This is a genomic window from Paenibacillus sp. FSL K6-3182 (genome assembly GCF_037976325.1).
GTDB lineage: Bacteria > Bacillota > Bacilli > Paenibacillales > Paenibacillaceae > Pristimantibacillus.
Map to the genome: position 1 here is coordinate 6278705 of NZ_CP150265.1, position 19292 is coordinate 6297996.

At 42.3% G+C, this 19292-nt stretch carries 14 protein-coding genes; 3 read left to right on the forward strand and 11 right to left on the reverse strand.

What is annotated here, in order from left to right:
* Positions 1 to 12: 12 nt before the first annotated feature.
* The 8 genes from MHH56_RS27590 to MHH56_RS27625 all read right to left on the reverse strand — a co-directional run bounded on the left by MHH56_RS27590 (position 13) and on the right by MHH56_RS27625 (position 12506).
* Entirely contained in the window at positions 13 to 939 is a 927-nt protein-coding gene (locus MHH56_RS27590) for an ABC transporter permease subunit (RefSeq protein ID WP_339204838.1), read from the reverse strand.
* Between the two features lie 244 nt (positions 940 to 1183).
* A complete protein-coding gene (locus tag MHH56_RS27595; RefSeq protein ID WP_339204839.1) occupies positions 1184 to 2188 on the reverse strand; it encodes a BadF/BadG/BcrA/BcrD ATPase family protein in 1005 nt (334 codons plus the stop codon).
* A gap of 18 nt (positions 2189 to 2206) precedes the next feature.
* A complete protein-coding gene (locus MHH56_RS27600; protein WP_339204840.1) occupies positions 2207 to 3211 on the reverse strand; it encodes a LacI family DNA-binding transcriptional regulator in 1005 nt (334 codons plus the stop codon).
* Between the two features lie 130 nt (positions 3212 to 3341).
* A complete protein-coding gene (locus tag MHH56_RS27605) occupies positions 3342 to 5570 on the reverse strand; it encodes a family 10 glycosylhydrolase (protein WP_339204841.1) in 2229 nt (742 codons plus the stop codon).
* Between the two features lie 495 nt (positions 5571 to 6065).
* A complete protein-coding gene (gene fdhA, locus MHH56_RS27610) occupies positions 6066 to 7280 on the reverse strand; it encodes a formaldehyde dehydrogenase, glutathione-independent (RefSeq protein ID WP_339204842.1) in 1215 nt (404 codons plus the stop codon).
* A 91-nt stretch (positions 7281 to 7371) separates the two neighbouring features.
* The gene (locus MHH56_RS27615) at positions 7372 to 8304 is read right to left on the reverse strand and encodes a hypothetical protein (RefSeq protein WP_339204843.1); all 933 of its coding nucleotides are present in this window, start codon (positions 8302 to 8304) and stop codon (positions 7372 to 7374) included.
* A 327-nt stretch (positions 8305 to 8631) separates the two neighbouring features.
* Positions 8632 to 9906: a Gfo/Idh/MocA family oxidoreductase gene (locus MHH56_RS27620; RefSeq protein ID WP_339204844.1), complete on the reverse strand. Its 1275-nt coding sequence runs from the start codon at positions 9904 to 9906 to the stop codon at positions 8632 to 8634.
* Between the two features lie 209 nt (positions 9907 to 10115).
* Positions 10116 to 12506, reverse strand: a complete 2391-nt coding sequence (locus tag MHH56_RS27625) for an AraC family transcriptional regulator (protein ID WP_339204846.1) — start codon at positions 12504 to 12506, stop codon at positions 10116 to 10118.
* A gap of 237 nt (positions 12507 to 12743) precedes the next feature.
* Here MHH56_RS27625 and MHH56_RS27630 point away from each other — a divergent pair, with 237 nt between their 5' ends.
* From MHH56_RS27630 to MHH56_RS27640, 3 genes are read left to right on the forward strand one after another with little or no spacing between them, the layout of a single operon-like run.
* Positions 12744 to 13697 carry an ABC transporter permease subunit gene (locus MHH56_RS27630; RefSeq protein ID WP_339204847.1) on the forward strand — a complete coding sequence of 318 codons (954 nt, stop codon included), beginning with the start codon at positions 12744 to 12746 and terminating at the stop codon, positions 13695 to 13697.
* Positions 13698 to 13749: 52 nt separating this feature from the next.
* On the forward strand, positions 13750 to 14616 hold the full coding sequence (locus MHH56_RS27635; RefSeq protein ID WP_256710832.1) for a carbohydrate ABC transporter permease: 867 nt from the start codon (positions 13750 to 13752) through the stop codon (positions 14614 to 14616).
* Positions 14617 to 14665: 49 nt separating this feature from the next.
* Positions 14666 to 16258, forward strand: a complete 1593-nt coding sequence (locus MHH56_RS27640) for an ABC transporter substrate-binding protein (protein WP_339204848.1) — start codon at positions 14666 to 14668, stop codon at positions 16256 to 16258.
* Between the two features lie 193 nt (positions 16259 to 16451).
* Here MHH56_RS27640 and MHH56_RS27645 read toward each other — a convergent pair whose 3' ends face one another.
* Genes MHH56_RS27645 through MHH56_RS27655 form a run of 3 tightly spaced genes read right to left on the reverse strand, consistent with a single transcriptional unit; the run spans position 16452 to position 19272 of the window.
* Positions 16452 to 17810 carry a hypothetical protein gene (locus MHH56_RS27645; protein ID WP_339204849.1) on the reverse strand — a complete coding sequence of 453 codons (1359 nt, stop codon included), beginning with the start codon at positions 17808 to 17810 and terminating at the stop codon, positions 16452 to 16454.
* A gap of 25 nt (positions 17811 to 17835) precedes the next feature.
* Complete coding sequence (locus tag MHH56_RS27650) at positions 17836 to 18606, reverse strand: class III extradiol ring-cleavage dioxygenase (protein WP_339204850.1); 771 nt, start codon at positions 18604 to 18606, stop codon at positions 17836 to 17838.
* A gap of 6 nt (positions 18607 to 18612) precedes the next feature.
* Positions 18613 to 19272, reverse strand: a complete 660-nt coding sequence (locus tag MHH56_RS27655; RefSeq protein ID WP_339204851.1) for a dienelactone hydrolase family protein — start codon at positions 19270 to 19272, stop codon at positions 18613 to 18615.
* Between the last annotated feature and the right edge of the window lie 20 nt (positions 19273 to 19292).

Below are 19292 nucleotides of genomic sequence, written 5' to 3' on the forward strand. Positions count from 1 at the left end.
TTGCAAAATGAATTACCAAAGACTAACTCCCGCCCTGCGTGCCACTCTATTGGCTATTAGCAGTAAAACTACACTAATAATAGATTTGAACAAACCAACAGCTGTCGCGTAAGAGAATCTTGAATTTTGAATGCCTACTCGATAAACATAGGTATCTATGACATCTGAATATTCTCTGAGAATTGGATTGGAGGCTAGCAATAGAATATCTTCAAATCCAGCACTAAGGATCCCGCCAATGGCCAAAATCATGAAGATGATAATAACCGGGGTTATACATGGAAGTGTCACTAAATACATTTGCTTAAATCGGCTTGCTCCATCAATAGATGCAGCTTCATACAGCGTCGGATCTACTCCTGCAATGGCGGCTAGGTATACAATGCTTGCAAACCCAACCTCCTTCCACACGTTGACGCTTACTAGAATCGACCAGAAGTACTCAGGGATGGATAGAAAATTTATGGGATGCTCTATGAGATCCAGTTTTGCGAGAAGAATGTTCACTGTACCGTTATCAACCGATAACAATGAGACGACGAAGCCGGATACGATGACCCAGGATAAAAAATAAGGCAGGTAACTGACCGTTTGAATGATGCGCTTAAACGCCATATTTCGAATCTCATTAAGCATGAGAGCCAAAATAATCGGTGCTGGAAAAGAAATGAGAAGCTTTAAAAAACTGATAGCTATCGTGTTGCGCAGCACATTAAAAAATTCCGGAGCATTAAAAAATAGCCGAAAATTAGTCCATCCCACCCACCGACTATCCCAAATCCCCGCGAAAATGTCATATTGCTGAAAAGCCATTAACACCCCATACATCGGAATATAACTGAATACAAATACGAAAATGATTCCGGGTAATACCATAGATTGAAGATCCCATTGTTTCATAAATAGGCTGCGTCTAGTTGGCTTTGAGTTGATTTTCATTCGCCTTTTGCTCCTTTGCCAAGATTAAATAAATCAGATAACATAGGTATTTAATATCTCTTGTATTGCTAATTCGAACCACTGCTACCTGCTGCTGTAGCAGCTCATCCTTCCGATAGGAATAGTTCTAACAATGCAATGGAACCGCTTTCAGTATGCGAAAAATTCAATGGCATCAATCCTGATAAGGAGCATAGTTGGCATGATACGATGACAGATAATTCCCACTCACTATGATTATTTTTTACATCGTTTTTTGAACATTTTGAATATTTCGAATATTTTTTAGCTTAAATTCGGTTAAGTTATTCATAATATCGGGTGAAACCTCCTCACTACTGCTCTCCATGGCTAGAATGAGAGCGCCAACCGCCGGCTCCGTATTTAAAAGGGTAATCGAACAACGCGGCGCTGCTTGCTTAGCCTTTCTTTCAATAATACTCCGCAGCAGCCCGTCCTGGTCGCCGCGTGTCAATATACTGCCTGCCAAGACAATATCGAATTTCTCCTCGTTCATGGCTAATCGATTGATGGTTGCTGCGGCCGCTAAGCCCAATTCTTCGCCCTGCTTTATCAAGATACGCCTAGCTACTTCATCCCCTTGCTGTACGGCATCGAACAACAATTTTGCAACTTCGACAGGCAAATAGTTGGAGTAATCAAGGAAATTATCCCTTAACGCCTCAACGCTTCCATACCCTAATTTATTTATTAGCAAATTCGATAAGCTCGTTTCTTCCTCTCTTCCCTCCCAGGCACGCATTACGCTGCGGAATACCTCTATACTCAAATCTTGCCCTCCGCCAAAGTCACCGAACATATAGCCGAATCCCCCGCATTGAAAGGATTCGCCTTTTCTGTTCATTCCCGAGCAATTCACCCCTGTTCCACAGATAAGAACAACACCAAATGGCTGATTCGTTCCTGCTCGAAGCGCTATTGTTGTATCACACGAAATATTTGTATTCGGAAGATTCATCTTCTGAATGATTGGCCTTAAGATGCGATAGTCGCTTTCTCTGTCCGCACCAGCTAAGCCAAACCAAGCAAATTCGATTTGATCAACGGTTAATTGGGCTTGCCTTAATGCATCTGAGACTGCACTACGCAGGCTATCTTCCGCTTGATCACGATTTGTTTGGTGATTGCCGTTTCCCCCTCTTCCTACACTCAGAATGGTTCCTTCAGAATTAGCGACGAGGGCATAGGTTTTACTTCCCCCTGCATCAATACCCATATAATATTTCAAGTAAATCGTCACTCCTATTTATATTGAGTTATTTTTTCTCAAGTAGGCCGTTGATTCTCTAATTAATAATTGGGGTGTAAGCTTGGTGATCGTCGTTTCCTGAATCGTGCCGTTAATATGCTTCAGGAGCAGTTCAACACCGATAGTGCCTAATTGTGCTTCAGGTTGCCTGACAGTCGTTAATCTTGGGAAAAACCCAGCAGCCAGCACCTGATCATCATAACCTACGACTGAAATATCATGAGGAACACTTAGCCCTTCTTCGCTTAGAGCATGGATAACCCCAAGTGCAATGAAGTCATCTGCTGCGAATATGGCCGTCGGCAGGCTGTCATCTCTGATCCATTTCTTAGCTACCTTGTAACCATCACTTACCGTAAACTGACTATACTCAATAGCAAATGGGGTTAGGCCTGCTTCGGACAAGGCTTGCAAGTACCCCCTTCTTCTCTCCTTAACACTCAAGAACAGCGTTGGTCCCCCAATATGGGCAATCTCCGTATGACCTAGATCTATCAAGTGCTTCGTTGCCTCATACCCACCTAAATAATTGTCTACAACCACACTCGATACATCCTCATGCTCTTCTTGATTATCCAGTAGAACGAAAGGAATATTCTTTCTTTTCAACTCGGCGATATAACTTTCTTCTTCAATCGGGGAGAGGACAATAATGCCATCCACCCTGTCCTTCTGAAATAAGAAATTGCTGGTGTCTCCTTCCCCCTCATTTTCCGAAATAGACAAGGTTAGAAAGTATCCTTGCTCTGCTAATTTCCGATTAGCAGCCTTAATCACTCTATCGTAAAAAGAATCGTTAAGATTCATAATGGTCATGCCAATAATTCCGGTCTTTCCTCGAATTAGGCTTTGGGCAGCGGAATTGGGCTGATAATTCAATTCTTCCATCGCCTTTAATACCTTCTCCCTGTTCTTTTCACGAACAGACGGTGCATTATTGATGACTCGAGAAACCGTTACAACAGATAAACCGGATTTTTTTGCCACATCATGTATATTCACTGTAATGTTGTTCTCCTTTTAGTAAGTATTAAAGTTAAATCCTTTTAATTTCAATGTGATGCTAGCATCCATCCAGCATTGTGTCAATCCTGGATGGATGCTAAGCGTCGTGTACCCTATAAATAGCTGCTTAACGCACAATCTTGACCTCATTGAACAATGCCTGATTGGAGGTAGAACTGCCTGGATTGCTTAGAGCAAGCCCAATGTAAGCTTCGCTGTTCATGGTCAACGTGCGTCTGCCAACCTCTGTCCAGCTGACCCCGTTGGAGGAGATATAGCCAATGAATTGATTGTTTATTCGCTCGAGCTTAACCCAGCGCGGCAAGGATGCGGCAGTTACGGTGTCCGTTGTTATGCCTCCGGCTGCATGCCTGTATTGAAACGATGCTCCATTGCTAGGGGTGATAAGCATGTCGACATGCTTCGCATTTGCACCCAAAGTCTCACGAATCATGACTCCCGCTTTTGCCCATCCGTTCATATTTGTCATATTGGAAACCTTAGCGATAATCGATCCATTACCGGTTAACGGAAGATAAGCATATCGCATATTGTCTGCGGTCCCCCATATATCAGTGTCTCTGCTCGATAAAGTATAAGTTCCTGACTGAAAATGGGCAGCTCCTGTAGTCGAGTTAATATCCGTGGTTTTCCACAGTACAGGCAAAGCGCCGCTAAGCGAGACATGATCGATTATGGCTTGACTATTGGCCGAGCTGCTCGAATTGCTCAGTGCTAGACCTATATACACATTGCTGCCCATTGCGATTGATGCGCTGCTCACGGCGGTCCAGTTTTCCCCGTCTGTAGATATCGAGCCTGTGAACTGATTGCCGCTGCGCTCCAGCATTAACCACGACGGAGGAGCTTCAGCTATAATATGATCGACTGTGTTCCCTTGGTTAGCTGCGCGGTATTGAAATGCGGCTCCATTCACAGGAGTTACGATCATGTCCGCATGTTTAGCATCCACAGCAAGCGATTCACGGATCATTAAACCTGCTTTCGCCCAGCCATCCATATTATTCATTCCTGCAACCCGAGCAACAATCGCTCCATCCCCTTGCAGAGATTGATAGATGTAGTTTAATTGATCCTCATTGCCCCATATATCCGATGCGTTGCCTGACAATGTGAAGACCCCTCCGCTATAGTTAGCACTACCTGGCTTAAAGCCAATATTTCTTGCCTTCCATTCCGTTGGAATATTCGCTGCATAGTCTTGTGCAACAGGCCAGGTCCTACGCGAATTAATATCGCTTAGCACGTTCTCATCCCAAGCTCCATAGGAGAAGAAGGAGAGATGAGTCACTTGTGGAAAGTGATCTCTAATACCGCCATATACCTCCTGATATTCATTCACTGTCCAATCGTTATCCAGTGTTGGAACAATCGTTACTCCAGAACCAGCCAGCGACGATGTATCTGACAAAATCCCATTGGCACCATAGACCCATTCCGTATCAAATTCCCAATCATCAAAATAAGCCATCGGTGCAACAAAATCAATCGCATCCTTGAACTTCGCAACATTCTGACCAACCTCTGTGAATTCCGGCGGCAAAATATAAACACCGAGTTCCATATCTGCTTTTATCTGATCGATGTCTTCACGAACGTCCTGCACATAGCCGCCGATTTGATCTGTTCTCCATTCATTCCATTCATTCCTGCGATTAGAATCCACATTAAAGTTAATATCGAGCGGAGAATATCCGTATATACTCTCGTATAGGTTAACCGTGTAGCTGCTTACATCCATGTTGTAATCATCAAATCTCAACCAATCGAGTACTACGCCATCTATATCATAATTGCTTACAACCTCTTCAATTATCGAGCGCTGATAAGCTTGAACATCGGGATGGATCGGGTTGACGAAATATTCACTGCCATTCGAGCCTGTAAAAGGGACTACATTACCGTCAACGAAAGCGTGCATTTGCCAGCTTGGATCCTTAACAAATGCTGCCTGATCATGGAACTGGGGAATCCATGCACGAACCTTGATACCATACTGATGCGCCTGCGTGATCACATGCGAAAGCGCGTCGAAATTCTCATAGCCGGCGGCAATCGGGGCAATCGCACTGTCATAGAATACATGACCAGAAGGCACCTCATCGTCTTCATCCTGCTTTACGTTCATACTAATAATATCGACGTTGTACTGAACAGCTTTTTGAATGAATGCCGTTACGTCAGCGACATTTCTAAATTGGTTAACGGTCCGCACAATGATCTCGGTCCCAAACGGTGCTTGTTGGCTTGCTTGAACTCCCAATGAATGAGTAGGAAATAGGACACTGACAAATAACACAAACACCAGCAATTTCAAACCTTTTGTTTTAATCACCCTAACATCTCCACCTTTTTCGTTAAAAGTTTAAAGCATTTAACTTTCAGGCTAAAAAAAATGTTAAAACCGTGAGATCACATATTGAGCGACTAACTGTTTGATGATTAAGTCCTAATAATGGTTTGTTTTTTCAAGTTGTTATTCAATCCACTGCAAGTTATTTGAAAGTTTAAAGCTTTTAACTTTAGCTAGATATTATCACTCAATTGGAAATACGTCAATAACTGGAATAAAAAATATTGTTCTTCAGTGCTAAGTGATTCAGTGCTGTACTGACCCACATTCAGGAGGTAAATCAGGTGCCTCGCGTTTATCCGATCACGTTTTCAGAGGACAGAAAGGGAATAAAAGGGGGAAGAAAAAGGAAAAGAACTCCTTACACCCGTCCCTAGCGGAGCGTGCAAGAAGTTCCTATCAAAATATTGGAGTTAAAGCATCTACTTGTTCTACCTAAGCTTCTTCGACATACTCCCAATCTGAATAAAAACTATATTATTTAACGACGCCATGGGGATCTATAACAAATTTCCGGGAAACGCCGCGATCAAAATCTTGATACGCTTTTGGAGCGTCATTTAATGAGATAAGTGTGGCATTCACGGCTTTAGCAATTTGTGCACGTCCGCTCATGATCGCCATCATTAATTCTCTGTTGTATTTCATAACTGGCGTTTGGCCTGTCACAAACGTATGGGACTTCGCCCAACCGAGACCAAAACGAATTTTCAATGTTCCAATTTTCGAATCCTCATCCACAGCACCTGGATCCCCTGTAACATAAAGTCCCGGAATTCCTAAGCTGCCGCCTGCACGAGTAACTTCCATAATGGAGTTCAATACCGTTGCTGGCGCTTCGCCATGCCCCTCCCCATGCCCATGCGCTTCAAAACCAACACAATCTATCGCCGAATCTACTTCAGGAGATCCCAAAATTTGATCAATTTGTCCAGCCAAATCACCATTCTCACGCAGATTAATCGTCTCACAACCAAAGCTTTTCGCTTGGGCAAGACGCTCTGCATTTAAATCACCGACGATAACAACCGCTGCCCCTAGCAATTGAGCAGAATGCGCTGCAGCAAGACCTACCGGACCTGCACCGGCAACATATACCGTTGAACCCGGGCGAACTCCAGCACTAACCGCACCATGATAACCTGTTGGGAAAATATCAGAGAGCATCGTTAAATCCAGAATTTTTTCCATTGCTTTCTCTTTATCTGGGAACTTCAATAACTGAAAGTCTGCGTATGGAACCATGACATATTCGGATTGCCCGCCAACCCATCCACCCATATCCACATAACCATAAGCAGAACCAGGACGATCTGGATTGACATTTAAACATATATTTGTATTACGTTCTTTACAACTTCGACAACGGCCACAAGCAATATTAAAAGGAACAGAGACCAAGTCACCCTTTTTTATAAACTCGACATCACGACCTACTTCAATAACTTCACCTGTTATCTCATGGCCTAAGATAAGACCAGATGGAGCCGTTGTCCTTCCTCTAACCATGTGCTGATCGCTTCCGCAAATATTCGTTGTAATCACTTTCAGAATAACCCCATGCTCACATTTACGTCCTACATTCAATGGATTGACACCCGGTCCATCCTTCAATACCAAGTCTGGATAAGCGGTGTCTCGTACCTCAACACTTCCCGGCTTACTATAAACAACTGCCTTATTTCCAGACATGTTCTCATCTCCATTGACTAGATTATTTAATTACAGTTTAGATGCTTTATCAGCCTGTATGCCTAAATAATGAAGATTCTTTACCACGAAATTATGCAAGTGTAAGCTTAGTTATACGTCCATCGAAAATCCATTCCGCAACATAGACAGAACCTTTGGAATCCACACAAATACCATGTGGTGAACTAAATTTATTATCCCTGTAGTAAGACTTAGGCAAATTCGGCCAGCCTGCTTGTTTGTAAGCCTGCTGATCTTCACCTAAATGACAGATCAACCGATCATTTTTGTCGAAGATCGTAATCCGACTGTTTAAGTCTGGGAAGAAGAGATCGTCCCCGTGATAATAGAAGCTGCAGGGCTGATCCATGTCATCGACGATGGCTCTTTTGAAATCGCCCTGTAGAGTGAAGACTTGAATCCGATGATTGCCACGATCAGCTACATAAACTTCTTCTATCCCACTACGAATATCAATCGAAATACCATGCGGGCAGTTTAACTGTCCTAATTCCGTACCTTTCCCACCCCAGGAACGGATATATTCTCCTGCTGCTGTATATTGATGAATCCAGCTTTGTCCATAACCATCGGATACATAAATATCACCATTTGCCGAAACGGCTACATCTGTAGGGACATATTTAAGCTCCTCGTTATAAATATCAGGACGATCAGGTGTTCCCAATGTCAATAAGTGTTTTCCGCTCAAATCCATTTTCACAACATTACCGCGAGCTGTGTCTGTGATATAAAGGTATTCGCTATTTTGCTCCTTATGAAGATAAAATCCGTGTGCGCCACCCTCGAACTCTTCGCCCCAAGCCGCTTGAAACTCCCCGTTCTGATCAAATTTGAAAATGGAGGGCTTTCCTGTATGAAAGACATAAACATTATCCTGTTGGTCTACGACGATTCCATGTGTATAGCCAAACTCCAAGTGAGAAGGAAGCTTTGCCCAGCCTTGAACAAGATCGTAGCTGCGTGCCGTATTTCCTAATTGCGGTGTTTTGTTTGTGATCATATTTAAATCCTCTTTTCCTTAGTTGAGTGATTAACTTTTTTGTTAGCAAACGCTATCATGAATTGACTCATCATTTGATTTAAGATCAGCTTCTACCCGTCACGAATCAACAAATGATAGTGTTGTCTGATATGATAAACTCCCAAACTAAATTAGTCTTTGAACTGACGAGACTTAATTTTGCACTATGTGGACATTTTGATAAAAAAACGGAGATTTTGATCATTGGCTTCTTCATTAAAAGAAGAAGGGAAGGCTTTTCTGCAAACACGGCTTTCGGAGACAAGCAGGACACACACAGGAACAAAGCCAGACTGAAAGTCACAATCAGTTACTATTCTTTAATTCATTGATATATTCTTCCATCAAAATAACTCGGCTTTCCAAACGCGATTTTTCAGCGGCGAAAGCAATCAGATGACTCTTTACAGAAACACCTGCACCTGTAAGCCCTTCTTCCTTCCCATCACTCCGAACAAGACGTACAAAATCTCTCATTATACCTGTATCACCGCCGCCATGACCTGCCAAGTCCGTATCCAAAGTGATAGTCTCCGTCTCCCGAGTAACAAAGCTCGTCACTTCAATTACATTCTTCTCCATATCGCCTCTGATCTGACCATGAGTGCCCATTAGCTTCACCGAGCGTCCGCCTTCATAAGTAAATGCGCTCATTGTGAACGCAACCGTCACTTCATTTGCAAATTCCATGTTCACTACCTGATGATCGACCACATTGTTATCGCAATGATACACGCATCTTCCATATTGCCCATTTTTCAGTGCTCGAAGCACTCCCTCATCACTTGTATCGTTGCTAACAACCGTGCGCAGCACTTCACCCACCCAATCATCTCGTTCAATATACATTTTAGGTGCATAATAAGGGCAACTGTCCTGCACGGAGCAACCGTCTAAGCAGTACTTAGGCGCGCCTTCCGGCGCACTTTCTTTGCGGAAATGAGTTAATGAGCCGAAAGATGAAACTTTAGTACAATCTGCATCAACAAGCCATTGTAATATATCCATGTCATGGCAGCTTTTCGCCAGAATCATTGGACTCGAAACCTCTGAATCACTCCAGTTTCCTCTTACAAAGCTATGTGCTTGGTGACGATGTTCTACATTTTCAGTATGTTGAATTGAAACGAGTTTGCCGATTTTTCCCTCCGTAATAATCTGCTTGATCGTTGAAAAAAAGTCCGTATACCTAAGTACATGACATATCGAAAATACCCGATTATATTTCTCAGCATATTCCCCCATGACAATACATTCTCTTGGATCGGGTGACATCGGCTTTTCCATTAGCACATGGTACCCTTTCTCCAATGCTTTCAACGCAGGCTCATAGTGCATTTTATCCTGAGTACAGATGAGAATCGCATCGGCTAGCTTCGGCCCTGCAAGCAGATCCTCCCAGTTCGAGTAACAATTCTCATTCAGAACACCATGGTCTTTTTGGAATCGCTCTCTTCGCTCAGGATCGATATCCGCAACGGCAACGAATTGAATGTCGTCTGGATGTTGCAAGGCATATGGAGCGTAAGCACCTCCCCCTCTTTGTCCAGCTCCAATTAATACAGCAGTAATTTTTTTCATTCCTGTGCTCCACTCCATCTCTATTGTTAGTTAATATCAGCTTAAATAGGTTCGTCCATTTTGAAAATAATAAAAAGTTTGTATTTCTTCGAAAAGTAATACAAATCGACTACTATTTAATATCATTTCTCTGAATTCAATCTGATAACTTTCAAGTTAATAAAAAAAAGCCCAATATCCGCAATGGAATCAGGCTCTTCAGAACGATGCTAATATTGAAATGGCATATCATTTTCATGATCTATCTCTTGCCCAAGCTGCAGTCTGTAATCACTCAAGGACATGCCAAAATGCTTTTTAAATCGCGTGTAAAAATAATTATTCCTCTCTAGTCCCACCTTTTCAATAATGGATGTTAAAGGAAGCTGCGTATTGCGCATATATTCGTCCAGTTTTTGCATTCGCGTGTCGAAAATATACTGCGCAATAGACTGCCCATGTGCAGTTTTGAATATATGGCCAACATAGTTAGATGATAACCGTAATTTTTCGGCGATAGAGCTCAGGCATAATTCTGTGTTGGAATATTCTTGCTCGACAATTGCGACAATACGTTGGATCAGATGGTCATTACTATTGGAAGTGTTCCTGAGAACCTCCACTTTATTACACAGCTTCTGTAAAAATGAATCCATTACGCTGTCCATATCTGTACTCACTTCTGCATTTTGAATCCCGCGCAAAAACTTTTGTAGAGTTAACTCCTGGCTATCCTTTACTGCAGGCATCTTGCTTAGCACACTGGAGTAAACACTGTAAATCAAATGAACAATGCAATACAAAATTTCGTCGTAAGTGTATTGATATAACTTTGGACTAATACTTTGATAGATTGCGGCAGCAGATTCATAATTGCCCTCGAGTACTTTCTCAACCAACTGCTCTTCTTTCTTGACGGGTATATGAAAATTATCCGTGTTGATTTCATCCATCATGTAAGGAGTAATAATACAACCATGTCCATAGCGCATCTTCAACAGAATGGAGCCCTTCATATTATTGTACATGCTAGGTAAATGCTCAATCCCCTGAAACATCGTGCTATACGCCATAGATAAAGAAATACGAAGATACTTAAGTGTATTACTGTGTACCTCGAGCAAGTAACGCTCTATTTTCTCCTGCAGCACTTTATATTGGGTTACTGTGGAACAATCCATAATCACTACGAATTTATCGGGCTCACTGCTGAAAATTTCGCACACACCATAGTCCGCTGCCAGTTCTGTTGCAATATTCACAATAGCATAGCGTAGTGCCCATCGTTCCTTCTGGCTATTCACTGATACAAATTGGCTGTAATTATCGATTTTAATGAGACACATGCACAACTGACTGGTGGCGATATAATCCAGTTTGATGTCATGTAGTTTCTCCTGCACTTGGTCTATAGAGTGTGTAGTACTATCACTTAATAGTGCATTAAGAAAGTCTTGTTTGACCGCATAGCCTGCTTCATGGATTATTTTATCAAGCTGTTGATTTCTCTCTTTCATAGACTCGAATACAGACAAAATAAATTGAAATTCTTCCATTCTCGAAATGACTACATCGTTTTTCTCAGAAGCTTCGCCGTTAATAATTTTCGTAATTGTTTGAATCGGATGATTCAGTCTGCGAGCCAAGTACAGACAAATTATTGCGCAAATGATAAATACAACAATTACGATACCCGCAGACACCATTGATGCTTTAATTACATCCTTAAACGTTTCTTTTACAGGAGTAAGGCCCATAATGTACCAATTGTTTGCGTTGCTTTTACTGCTGGATACCAAATAGCTGATACCCCCAATTTCTCGGATCTGATTATTGCTTCCAACTAGTTCATTTGCTTGCTGGCTTAATCCGCCTACTTCACTCATATTATGCTCAAACTCCGGTGTGAGCGTCTTACTTAGAACAGAGCCGTTTGAATCAACGACTAAAAAAGAAGATTTCGTTTCAGGGTTATTGCCATTGATCGCTTGAATAGATTCCGTAAGCGCTTTCGTGCGAATGTTGACGACAATAGCGTTTTTCAAGCCCGATAAAGTCTCCCCCGGTTCAAATAATATATAGGAACATGTATCGGCCGATTGCGTTGCTTCTTCTACAGATGTCACAATAGGCCGACCACGATACGCCGCTATAAAATTTTTATCGGTTAGCAGCGCTACAATCGCTTGATCTGAGAAGGTAGAGGCTGATTGGCGTTCACCGCTCCTTGAAGAATAAAACAAATCCGCCCCCGCATTGTAAAGATAAACGCTATCGATATCTTTTAGTGTCAGAAAGTGCTTGTCAATGACCTTGCTTGCTAAAATCGCCACGATCTCATCATTTTTCTTCATATTAATAAATTGGATGATATCTTTATCGCTGTACAGTGCATTTCCTAATTTTTTTGCAGTCTCATCTAGGTAGGTAATACTGTAATTGTAATGTTCAATCAGCTCATGATTGAAGCGGTTAATCATCGAGATACTCGTGCGTAAATAAGTAATGGTCAAGAAAACAGTAAGCAATACAGTGATGAGGATCGTAATAATCAGAAAGGAGAAGAATGATTTGCGAAAAAAGCTCGTACTGTTTTTTTCCAATATCCTCGGTAGCTTCATTGTGATCCCCCAGTTCATACGACTTCGATTTTCTATGTATTTACAATTATCATCATAATAGCATAAGTATCCATTTAGCATCACAACGATTAAAGCTCTTTGTAGATTTCATTATTTTTTAGAGATGCCTTCTGTCGAAAAACTAAGAGAATGATGGTTTTGATTGTTGTGGATAAAAGTACCACTAAATACAATGAGGGAAGTAAAAGATTAATTGCAAGGAAGGGGGTGATCTCAATGAAACTAACTACAAGATCAATTCATAACAGAACATTGCGCAGCGTACGTAAACAGTTTCCTTTCTATTTAATGATGTCACCTGGTCTACTATTCATTGCAATCATGTGTTATATCCCAATGGGCGGTGTCATAATCGCCTTCAAAGATTACAATGCACGCGATGGTATATTCGGAAGCGCATGGATGGATCCGCTGTTCAAAAACTTCGAATTTTTCTTTAAATCCGAAACAGCGAAAATTGTTACGTTCAATACACTTTTCTACAATATCATAGAGATGGTTACCGTTACGCTCGGTGCACTAATATTGGCCATTCTATTGAGCGAAGTGAAAAATAAAAAGCTCTCAGCCACCTATAAAGGTGCTTTATTGCTGCCAGTTTTCCTTTCGTGGATTGTAGTTCAGTATATTGTGTTCGGTATGCTTAGTGTAGACCGAGGTATTGTCAACAATGTTATCGAATCAAATGGTGGAGAAGCTATTTACTGGTACAGTGAGCCTTCACATTGGCACTATATTCTTCCCTTAGCCTATCTGTGGAAGAATATCGGTTACTATTCGGTATTGTATGTAGCAGCGATCGCGGGGATTAATACGGACTATTATGAAGCTGCTCAATTGGATGGCGCTTCGAAGTGGCAGCAAGTCAAATATGTTACACTGCCGCTGCTGAAACCAATAATTATCGTCCTCATGTTGTTATGGGTAGGTAAGTTGTTCAATGGCGGATTGGGCGACTGGAATGGATTCTATACCCTTTCCAATGATTCAGGAGCACTATATGGTGCAACAGATGTTATAGACACCCTTGTATTCCGCTCTCTGAAAAAGCTGAACGACTATGGCATGTCGTCTGCAATTGGTCTATATCAGGCAGTGATCGGTCTCGTTCTTGTCCTGATTTCTAACTATATTATTAAAAAAACAGACCCCGACAGCGCCTTATTTTAATCGATCAGCGTAGAGAAAGGGAGGGATTTTCATTTTAGCAAGAAACTTTCACGTGTCAAAAATCGTGATTCATCTCATATTCATTGTATCAGCACTAGCCTGTATCATTCCGCTGCTATTAGTTGTATCGATATCGTTTACAGCTGAAAAGTCGCTTATGGTCGACGGATATAATTTTTGGCCCAAAGTGTTCGATATTTCAGCTTATCGATACGTATTTAGCGGAGCAGGCTCGATTGCCAATGCATACGCAGTAACGATCTTTGTAACCGTTGTTGGTACGCTGCTGCATTTACTTGTTACTTCGATGCTGTCCTATTCGTTGACGCGACCTGAAGTTACCTATCGAAATGCACTCACTTTATTCGTGTACCTTCCCGTGCTGTTCAATGGCGGACTTGTTCCATCCTACATTTTAATAACACGATATTTGCATCTTAAGAATACCATCTGGGTTCTCATTGTCGTCTTCCTTGTGTCAGCGATCAATGTGCTCATTATGAAAAACTTTTTCAAATCGATTCCTAGTTCCTTGTTCGAGTCTGCACGCATAGACGGCTCAGGTGAAATTCGTACTTTTTTCAGTATTGCACTTCCACTTTCAAAACCGTCACTGGCGACTATCGGTCTGTTCACAGCGATTTCCTACTGGAATGACTGGACGACCACTGCCTTGTATATCGAAAAGCCGAAGCTGTACACATTGCAATATTTACTGCAATCTTTAATGAACAATATCGGCTATTTGCAAGCCAATGAAGCAGCATCTAAATCTATGGAAGCCGCTATCGGCATGCTTCCTAGTGAAGGAGCACGGATGGCGACCTGTGTACTTGCCATCGGTCCGATTATATTACTGTATCCTTTTCTACAGAAGTATTTCGAAAAAGGCTTAACAATAGGTGCTGTAAAAGAGTAATTTTACAAGAATCTAGTTGAGAATAAAATTAGATTTTAGGGGGATATCAATGAAAAGAATTTCTATGTTGTTGATCAGCGTAACTCTGCTTCTCACCATGATCCTGTCTGGCTGCTCGAAGGTTTCACCAAACGCTAACGGCGATTCTACGACTCCAGCACCTGATACTAAAAATGCTGAAAAAGAAAAAGAAAAAGAAGAACTCGTTACCCTTAACTTCTATATGTCGAACAGCCCTGTCAATGACTTTGACCGCATCATGAACAAAGCTAATAAAATTATTGCTGAAAAAATCAATGCCAAATTGAATTTAGTACTTGTAGACGGCAGTACTTATGCAGATAAAATGAATCTGATGATCAATTCGGGCGACGACTGGGATCTTGCTTTCACTGCATTCTGGGGTGGAATTAATTACTTTGGAAACGCTTCAAAGGGAGCGTATGCTGACTTAACTGACCTTCTTCCTGTACATGCGCCTGAAACGTTTTCCCGCATCCCTCAAGGTCTATGGGATGGTGTGAAAATAAATGATCGTATTTATGCAGTTGTCAATTATCAGCAATGGGGCGTTGCCAAGCGCAGTGGCTTTATCTTCCGCGAAGATGTTCTTAAAGAAACGGGGTTTGACTGGAAAGCTGTTAAAGGCAAGCCAACCATAGAAGCTCTCGAAATGGTAGGACCTTTCCTTGGCGAAGCGTTAGCTAAGCATCCTGACATGATCGGATTTGAAACTAGCGCTAATCATAGTTTTTTTGCCAATGAGCCGCTTTACTGGGATATGGAGCCTGTAGGTGATTTGCTAACTCCTGGCTGGGTCAATCTCAATGCGCCAGACAAAGTTATCAACCAGTTTGAAACTCCTGAGTTCGCTAAATACGCAGAAATTATGCGTGACTGGTTCAATAAAGGCTATGTGCGCAAAGATGGTGCAACGGTAAAAGATACAACTCCTGATCGTAAAGCTGGTAAAATTGTTTTTGCGATGCACTATGGCTGGCCTGACAGCATCGATCTTCCAGGTCAAGAGCAAGCTATGTCCATGACAGAATACAAAGATTACCCTGCTCTATCCGTATCTACTACTCGTACATTGATTTCAGCTGGAGCTGCCTCCAATGCAGCTATTGCTATCAATTCAGGTTCAAAAAACGTTGAAAAGGCTTTGCAATTAATTGAGTTGCTAAACACTGATGATGATCTATACAAACTCATTACATTAGGAGAAAAAGACGTTGACTACACCTACAACGAAAAAGGTGACTTCACTCAAATTGAAGGCAAATATAATTTCAACTGGAATGAATGGCAAATCGGTCAATCCTTCAGCCCAACATTCAACCGTGCTGATCATGCCGAAAATGCAGCTGGCGAAATGAAGAGAAAAGCTCAGTCAATCGTTTTTGAAAATGATCAAACAGCAGATGTTTCGCCATTATCAGGCTTTGTATTTGACCCAACTCCTGTAAAAACGCAAGTTGCCAACGTAGCTTCCGTTATGACTGAGATGATCCCGGCTATCAGCTCTGGTTCGATTGACCCGACTACAGCCGTGCCTAAATTCCTCGAGCGTTTGAAAACTGCTGGCGTAGATGACATCATCAAAGAAAAACAAGCTCAATATGACACTTGGAAAAGATAAAAATCTCTCACTCAGTAATGAAATCCGGTGTATCGCTTACACCGGATTTCTATTTTAATGAGCCAAGTAGAAGGGAATACGCTATTCGTTATTCATTTATGTGTAAATCTTTTTCACACTATTCTTTCGATCGATTCAACATGTAATGCCCTTACATTTTCTAATGCCAACAGCCACTCTTTAGTTTTTTGTTCTAATACCTCACAACAACCATTAAAAAAACGATCAAACTGAGCGCCATACAGCCGGCGAACTTGTAATTCGGTGCAGCTATCTCAAACACTGATTTCTTTAGTAAACCGGACAGCAAGTTGTTTACAGCCGAAGCCGGCGAGATAGGATTAGACAAAGCCCAGCTTCCAAGCAGCAGCACCGCAAAATAAGTTGGGCTGATTTGCACGCTCAAGGGATCAATGGCTCCAGCGAGCATAGTCACTGGCACGATCGGATGGAGACCAATTATTGAAGTGCTTGCAATCAATAGAACGGTTAATATCGTGAATGTGAAGGAAATCGGCATTGGAACAAATTCAAGCAAATTCGGAACCTTTGAGCCGAAGTTCGTAATCCCAATTGCTCCACTGAAAAAGCCGGCGGCCAGAAAAAGCGTAATCTCTTTCTGCAAAGCCGGCAAAGTGATTGTTATATGATTTATAATTCCTTCTCTGTATATATTCATGGTCCCCTTTATAATGCACCAGAACAAAGGGAAAGCTACTGCAGCCATACAGATTAATAAGACCATTGGCAGCTTGATCATATGTTCCATGGTTAAGATGACAATAATGGCGCCTATTAAATACATGCCGAGTCCAACTGGAAAATTCGAGTTCTCCTTTTTGTCTACTGCCTCTTCAAATTCATCTAGACTAGCGTCACGCAATTCCCGAAAATCGACTGCCCAGCTTATGCCGAGGCTAAGAATGGCGAGTCCAAGCATATAGGGCAGGACGGACGACCAGGACAGTCCTAGCGTAGAAGTCACTAGTGTCATGGCAGCGAAATAAGGTGACCAGAGAATCGCTCCTGCAAAACCTCGGTTGAGCGCATTTGCAAGCAAACGGCTCATCCCTGGCTGCGGTTTAATAAAGACCATTTGATAAACAACCGGTATCGAACCCACGTTGATAAATACGCCCATAATTTGAGTGAGCAGCTGCGTTCCCAAGAATAGAGCGGCCTTGCTGTGCAGGTTAGCTTCGTAAAACCGCTTCAAGGCCTTAACGTATTCAGGAATACGAACTGGAATTCCGAACAACGGGGCGAATAGGAAAAGCGTTACAATGGTCACGTTTATTCCAGCCGACTCGAACCAAATCCTAGCATTTGCTTTCTGAAGCGCAAGAAGTACAACTCCAATAGTCACAAAGAAAATCGTAAGCCAAAACGTCATCCCCTTCAGTTTTGGCAACAGCAAGGCGATTGCAGTAAACACCAATCCACCGAGCAGAAAGACCAGCATCTCAAGCTGCGCCGCTTGCAACGCAATATACACAGCGGCAATGGAAAATATTATTATTCTCTCCGCTGCCGTCTTAATTGCGGATGTCATCCGATCCGCCCTCTTTCATTTCATCTTAATTGAATTGCCAGCAGCTTAAGCTTAGGTTACCGTATTGGTAGCTGCGGTGAAGAAGTTTTGCGTTGCGGTTGACGTCACCTGCTCCCATGGCGAGAAGAAGCGGAATGAAATGCTCATTTGTCGGTACGGCCTCTTGGGCATGGGGAGCGAGCTCACGGTATTGAAACAGGGCTTCGGTATCCCATGACTCCAGCTTACTTTGAATCCAGTTATCGAATTGTTCCCCCCACTCGTCAATTCCCTCCGACCGCCAGTTCAATTTCCGTAAATTATGAACGGTCCCACCGCTTCCGATGATAAGAACATCCTGCTCCCGGAGTTCCGCTAATGCCTTGCCGATTTGATACTGCCTTTCATTAGATAAATAACGATTTACGGATAGCGCTACGACCGGAATATCTGCATCCGGATACAGTAGTTTTAGAACAGCCCATGCCCCGTGGTCTAAACCTCTTTTTTCATTTTGAACGTTCTCAACACCATGCTTTGTAAACAAGTTTTGAATCTGATCTACTAACGATCGGTCACTTTGTGCCGGATAAGTCATCTGGTAAAGCTCATCTTGGAACCCGCCAAAATCATAAATGGTTTCATAAGTTTCTGCGGCGCTAACCGTCTGTATCGATTCCTCCCAATGAGCGGAGAAGAGAACGATAGCTTTTGGTCTTGGCGTGTGCTCTTTAAATTGCTTAAGCAACTTTGTATATTCGTTATCATCGAGCACGATTGAAGGTGCACCGTGCGCGAAAAAATAGGATGGCATCATATCATCTCACTCCTTATTTATGTTTAGTTCGGCATCCTTCTTCATCCACTTCATAAAATCAAGCTGGTTCTCTTCGGATACGCCGTGGTCGGTCGGATATAGTTTGAAAGTTAAGCGCTCCGTCTGGTCTTTTAAATAGGCAGCTGTCTCGTGCCCGATACGAACCGGGAATACGGAGTCGAATTCTCCATGCGAGACAAATATGGAAACATCCTTAGCACTTCGAAGTGAATACTCCGTTTTCACAAACTCAGGAATATATCCGTTCAACGCTACGATTCCCTTTAATTGATCTCCCATTGTAAGTGCAAGCGTCATGGACAGGATTGCGCCTTGGCTAAAGCCGAGCAAATAACGTTTGTCAGGATCGATTGGATACTCCTCAGTCGCATATTGAATGAATGCTTCGAGATCTGTAACCGCTTGGTCATACATCTCTCGAATTGGGTTTCCTAGGCTTTTCAAATCGTAATATTGGAATCCCGTACCAAGCGGCAAATTACCGCGAATCCCAATGATGATGAAATCTTCAGCCAATGGAGCAACCAAACTGAACATATTTCGTTCATTCGATCCTTTGCCATGGAAAGTGAAGATCGTCGGATATTTCTTTCCTTGCTCTAGTTTAACCGGTAAGTGAACGTCATATTGATATTTCGGATTCATCTTAGTTTCCTCCATGCTGT

Bases quoted from the DNA above. Each gene is read 5' to 3' on its own strand.
- MHH56_RS27620 (WP_339204844.1), bottom strand. From the start codon at position 9,906: ATGAAAAAAATTACTGCTGTATTAATTGGAGCTGGACAAAGAGGGGGA.
- MHH56_RS27590 (WP_339204838.1), bottom strand. From the start codon at position 939: ATGAAAATCAACTCAAAGCCAACTAGACGCAGCCTATTTATGAAACAA.
- MHH56_RS27625 (WP_339204846.1), bottom strand. From the start codon at position 12,506: ATGAAGCTACCGAGGATATTGGAAAAAAACAGTACGAGCTTTTTTCGC.
- MHH56_RS27645 (WP_339204849.1), bottom strand. From the start codon at position 17,810: ATGACATCCGCAATTAAGACGGCAGCGGAGAGAATAATAATATTTTCC.
- MHH56_RS27650 (WP_339204850.1), bottom strand. From the start codon at position 18,606: ATGATGCCATCCTATTTTTTCGCGCACGGTGCACCTTCAATCGTGCTC.
- MHH56_RS27655 (WP_339204851.1), bottom strand. From the start codon at position 19,272: ATGAATCCGAAATATCAATATGACGTTCACTTACCGGTTAAACTAGAG.
- MHH56_RS27630 (WP_339204847.1), top strand. From the start codon at position 12,744: ATGAAACTAACTACAAGATCAATTCATAACAGAACATTGCGCAGCGTA.
- fdhA (WP_339204842.1), bottom strand. From the start codon at position 7,280: ATGTCTGGAAATAAGGCAGTTGTTTATAGTAAGCCGGGAAGTGTTGAG.
- MHH56_RS27640 (WP_339204848.1), top strand. From the start codon at position 14,666: ATGAAAAGAATTTCTATGTTGTTGATCAGCGTAACTCTGCTTCTCACC.
- MHH56_RS27615 (WP_339204843.1), bottom strand. From the start codon at position 8,304: ATGATCACAAACAAAACACCGCAATTAGGAAATACGGCACGCAGCTAC.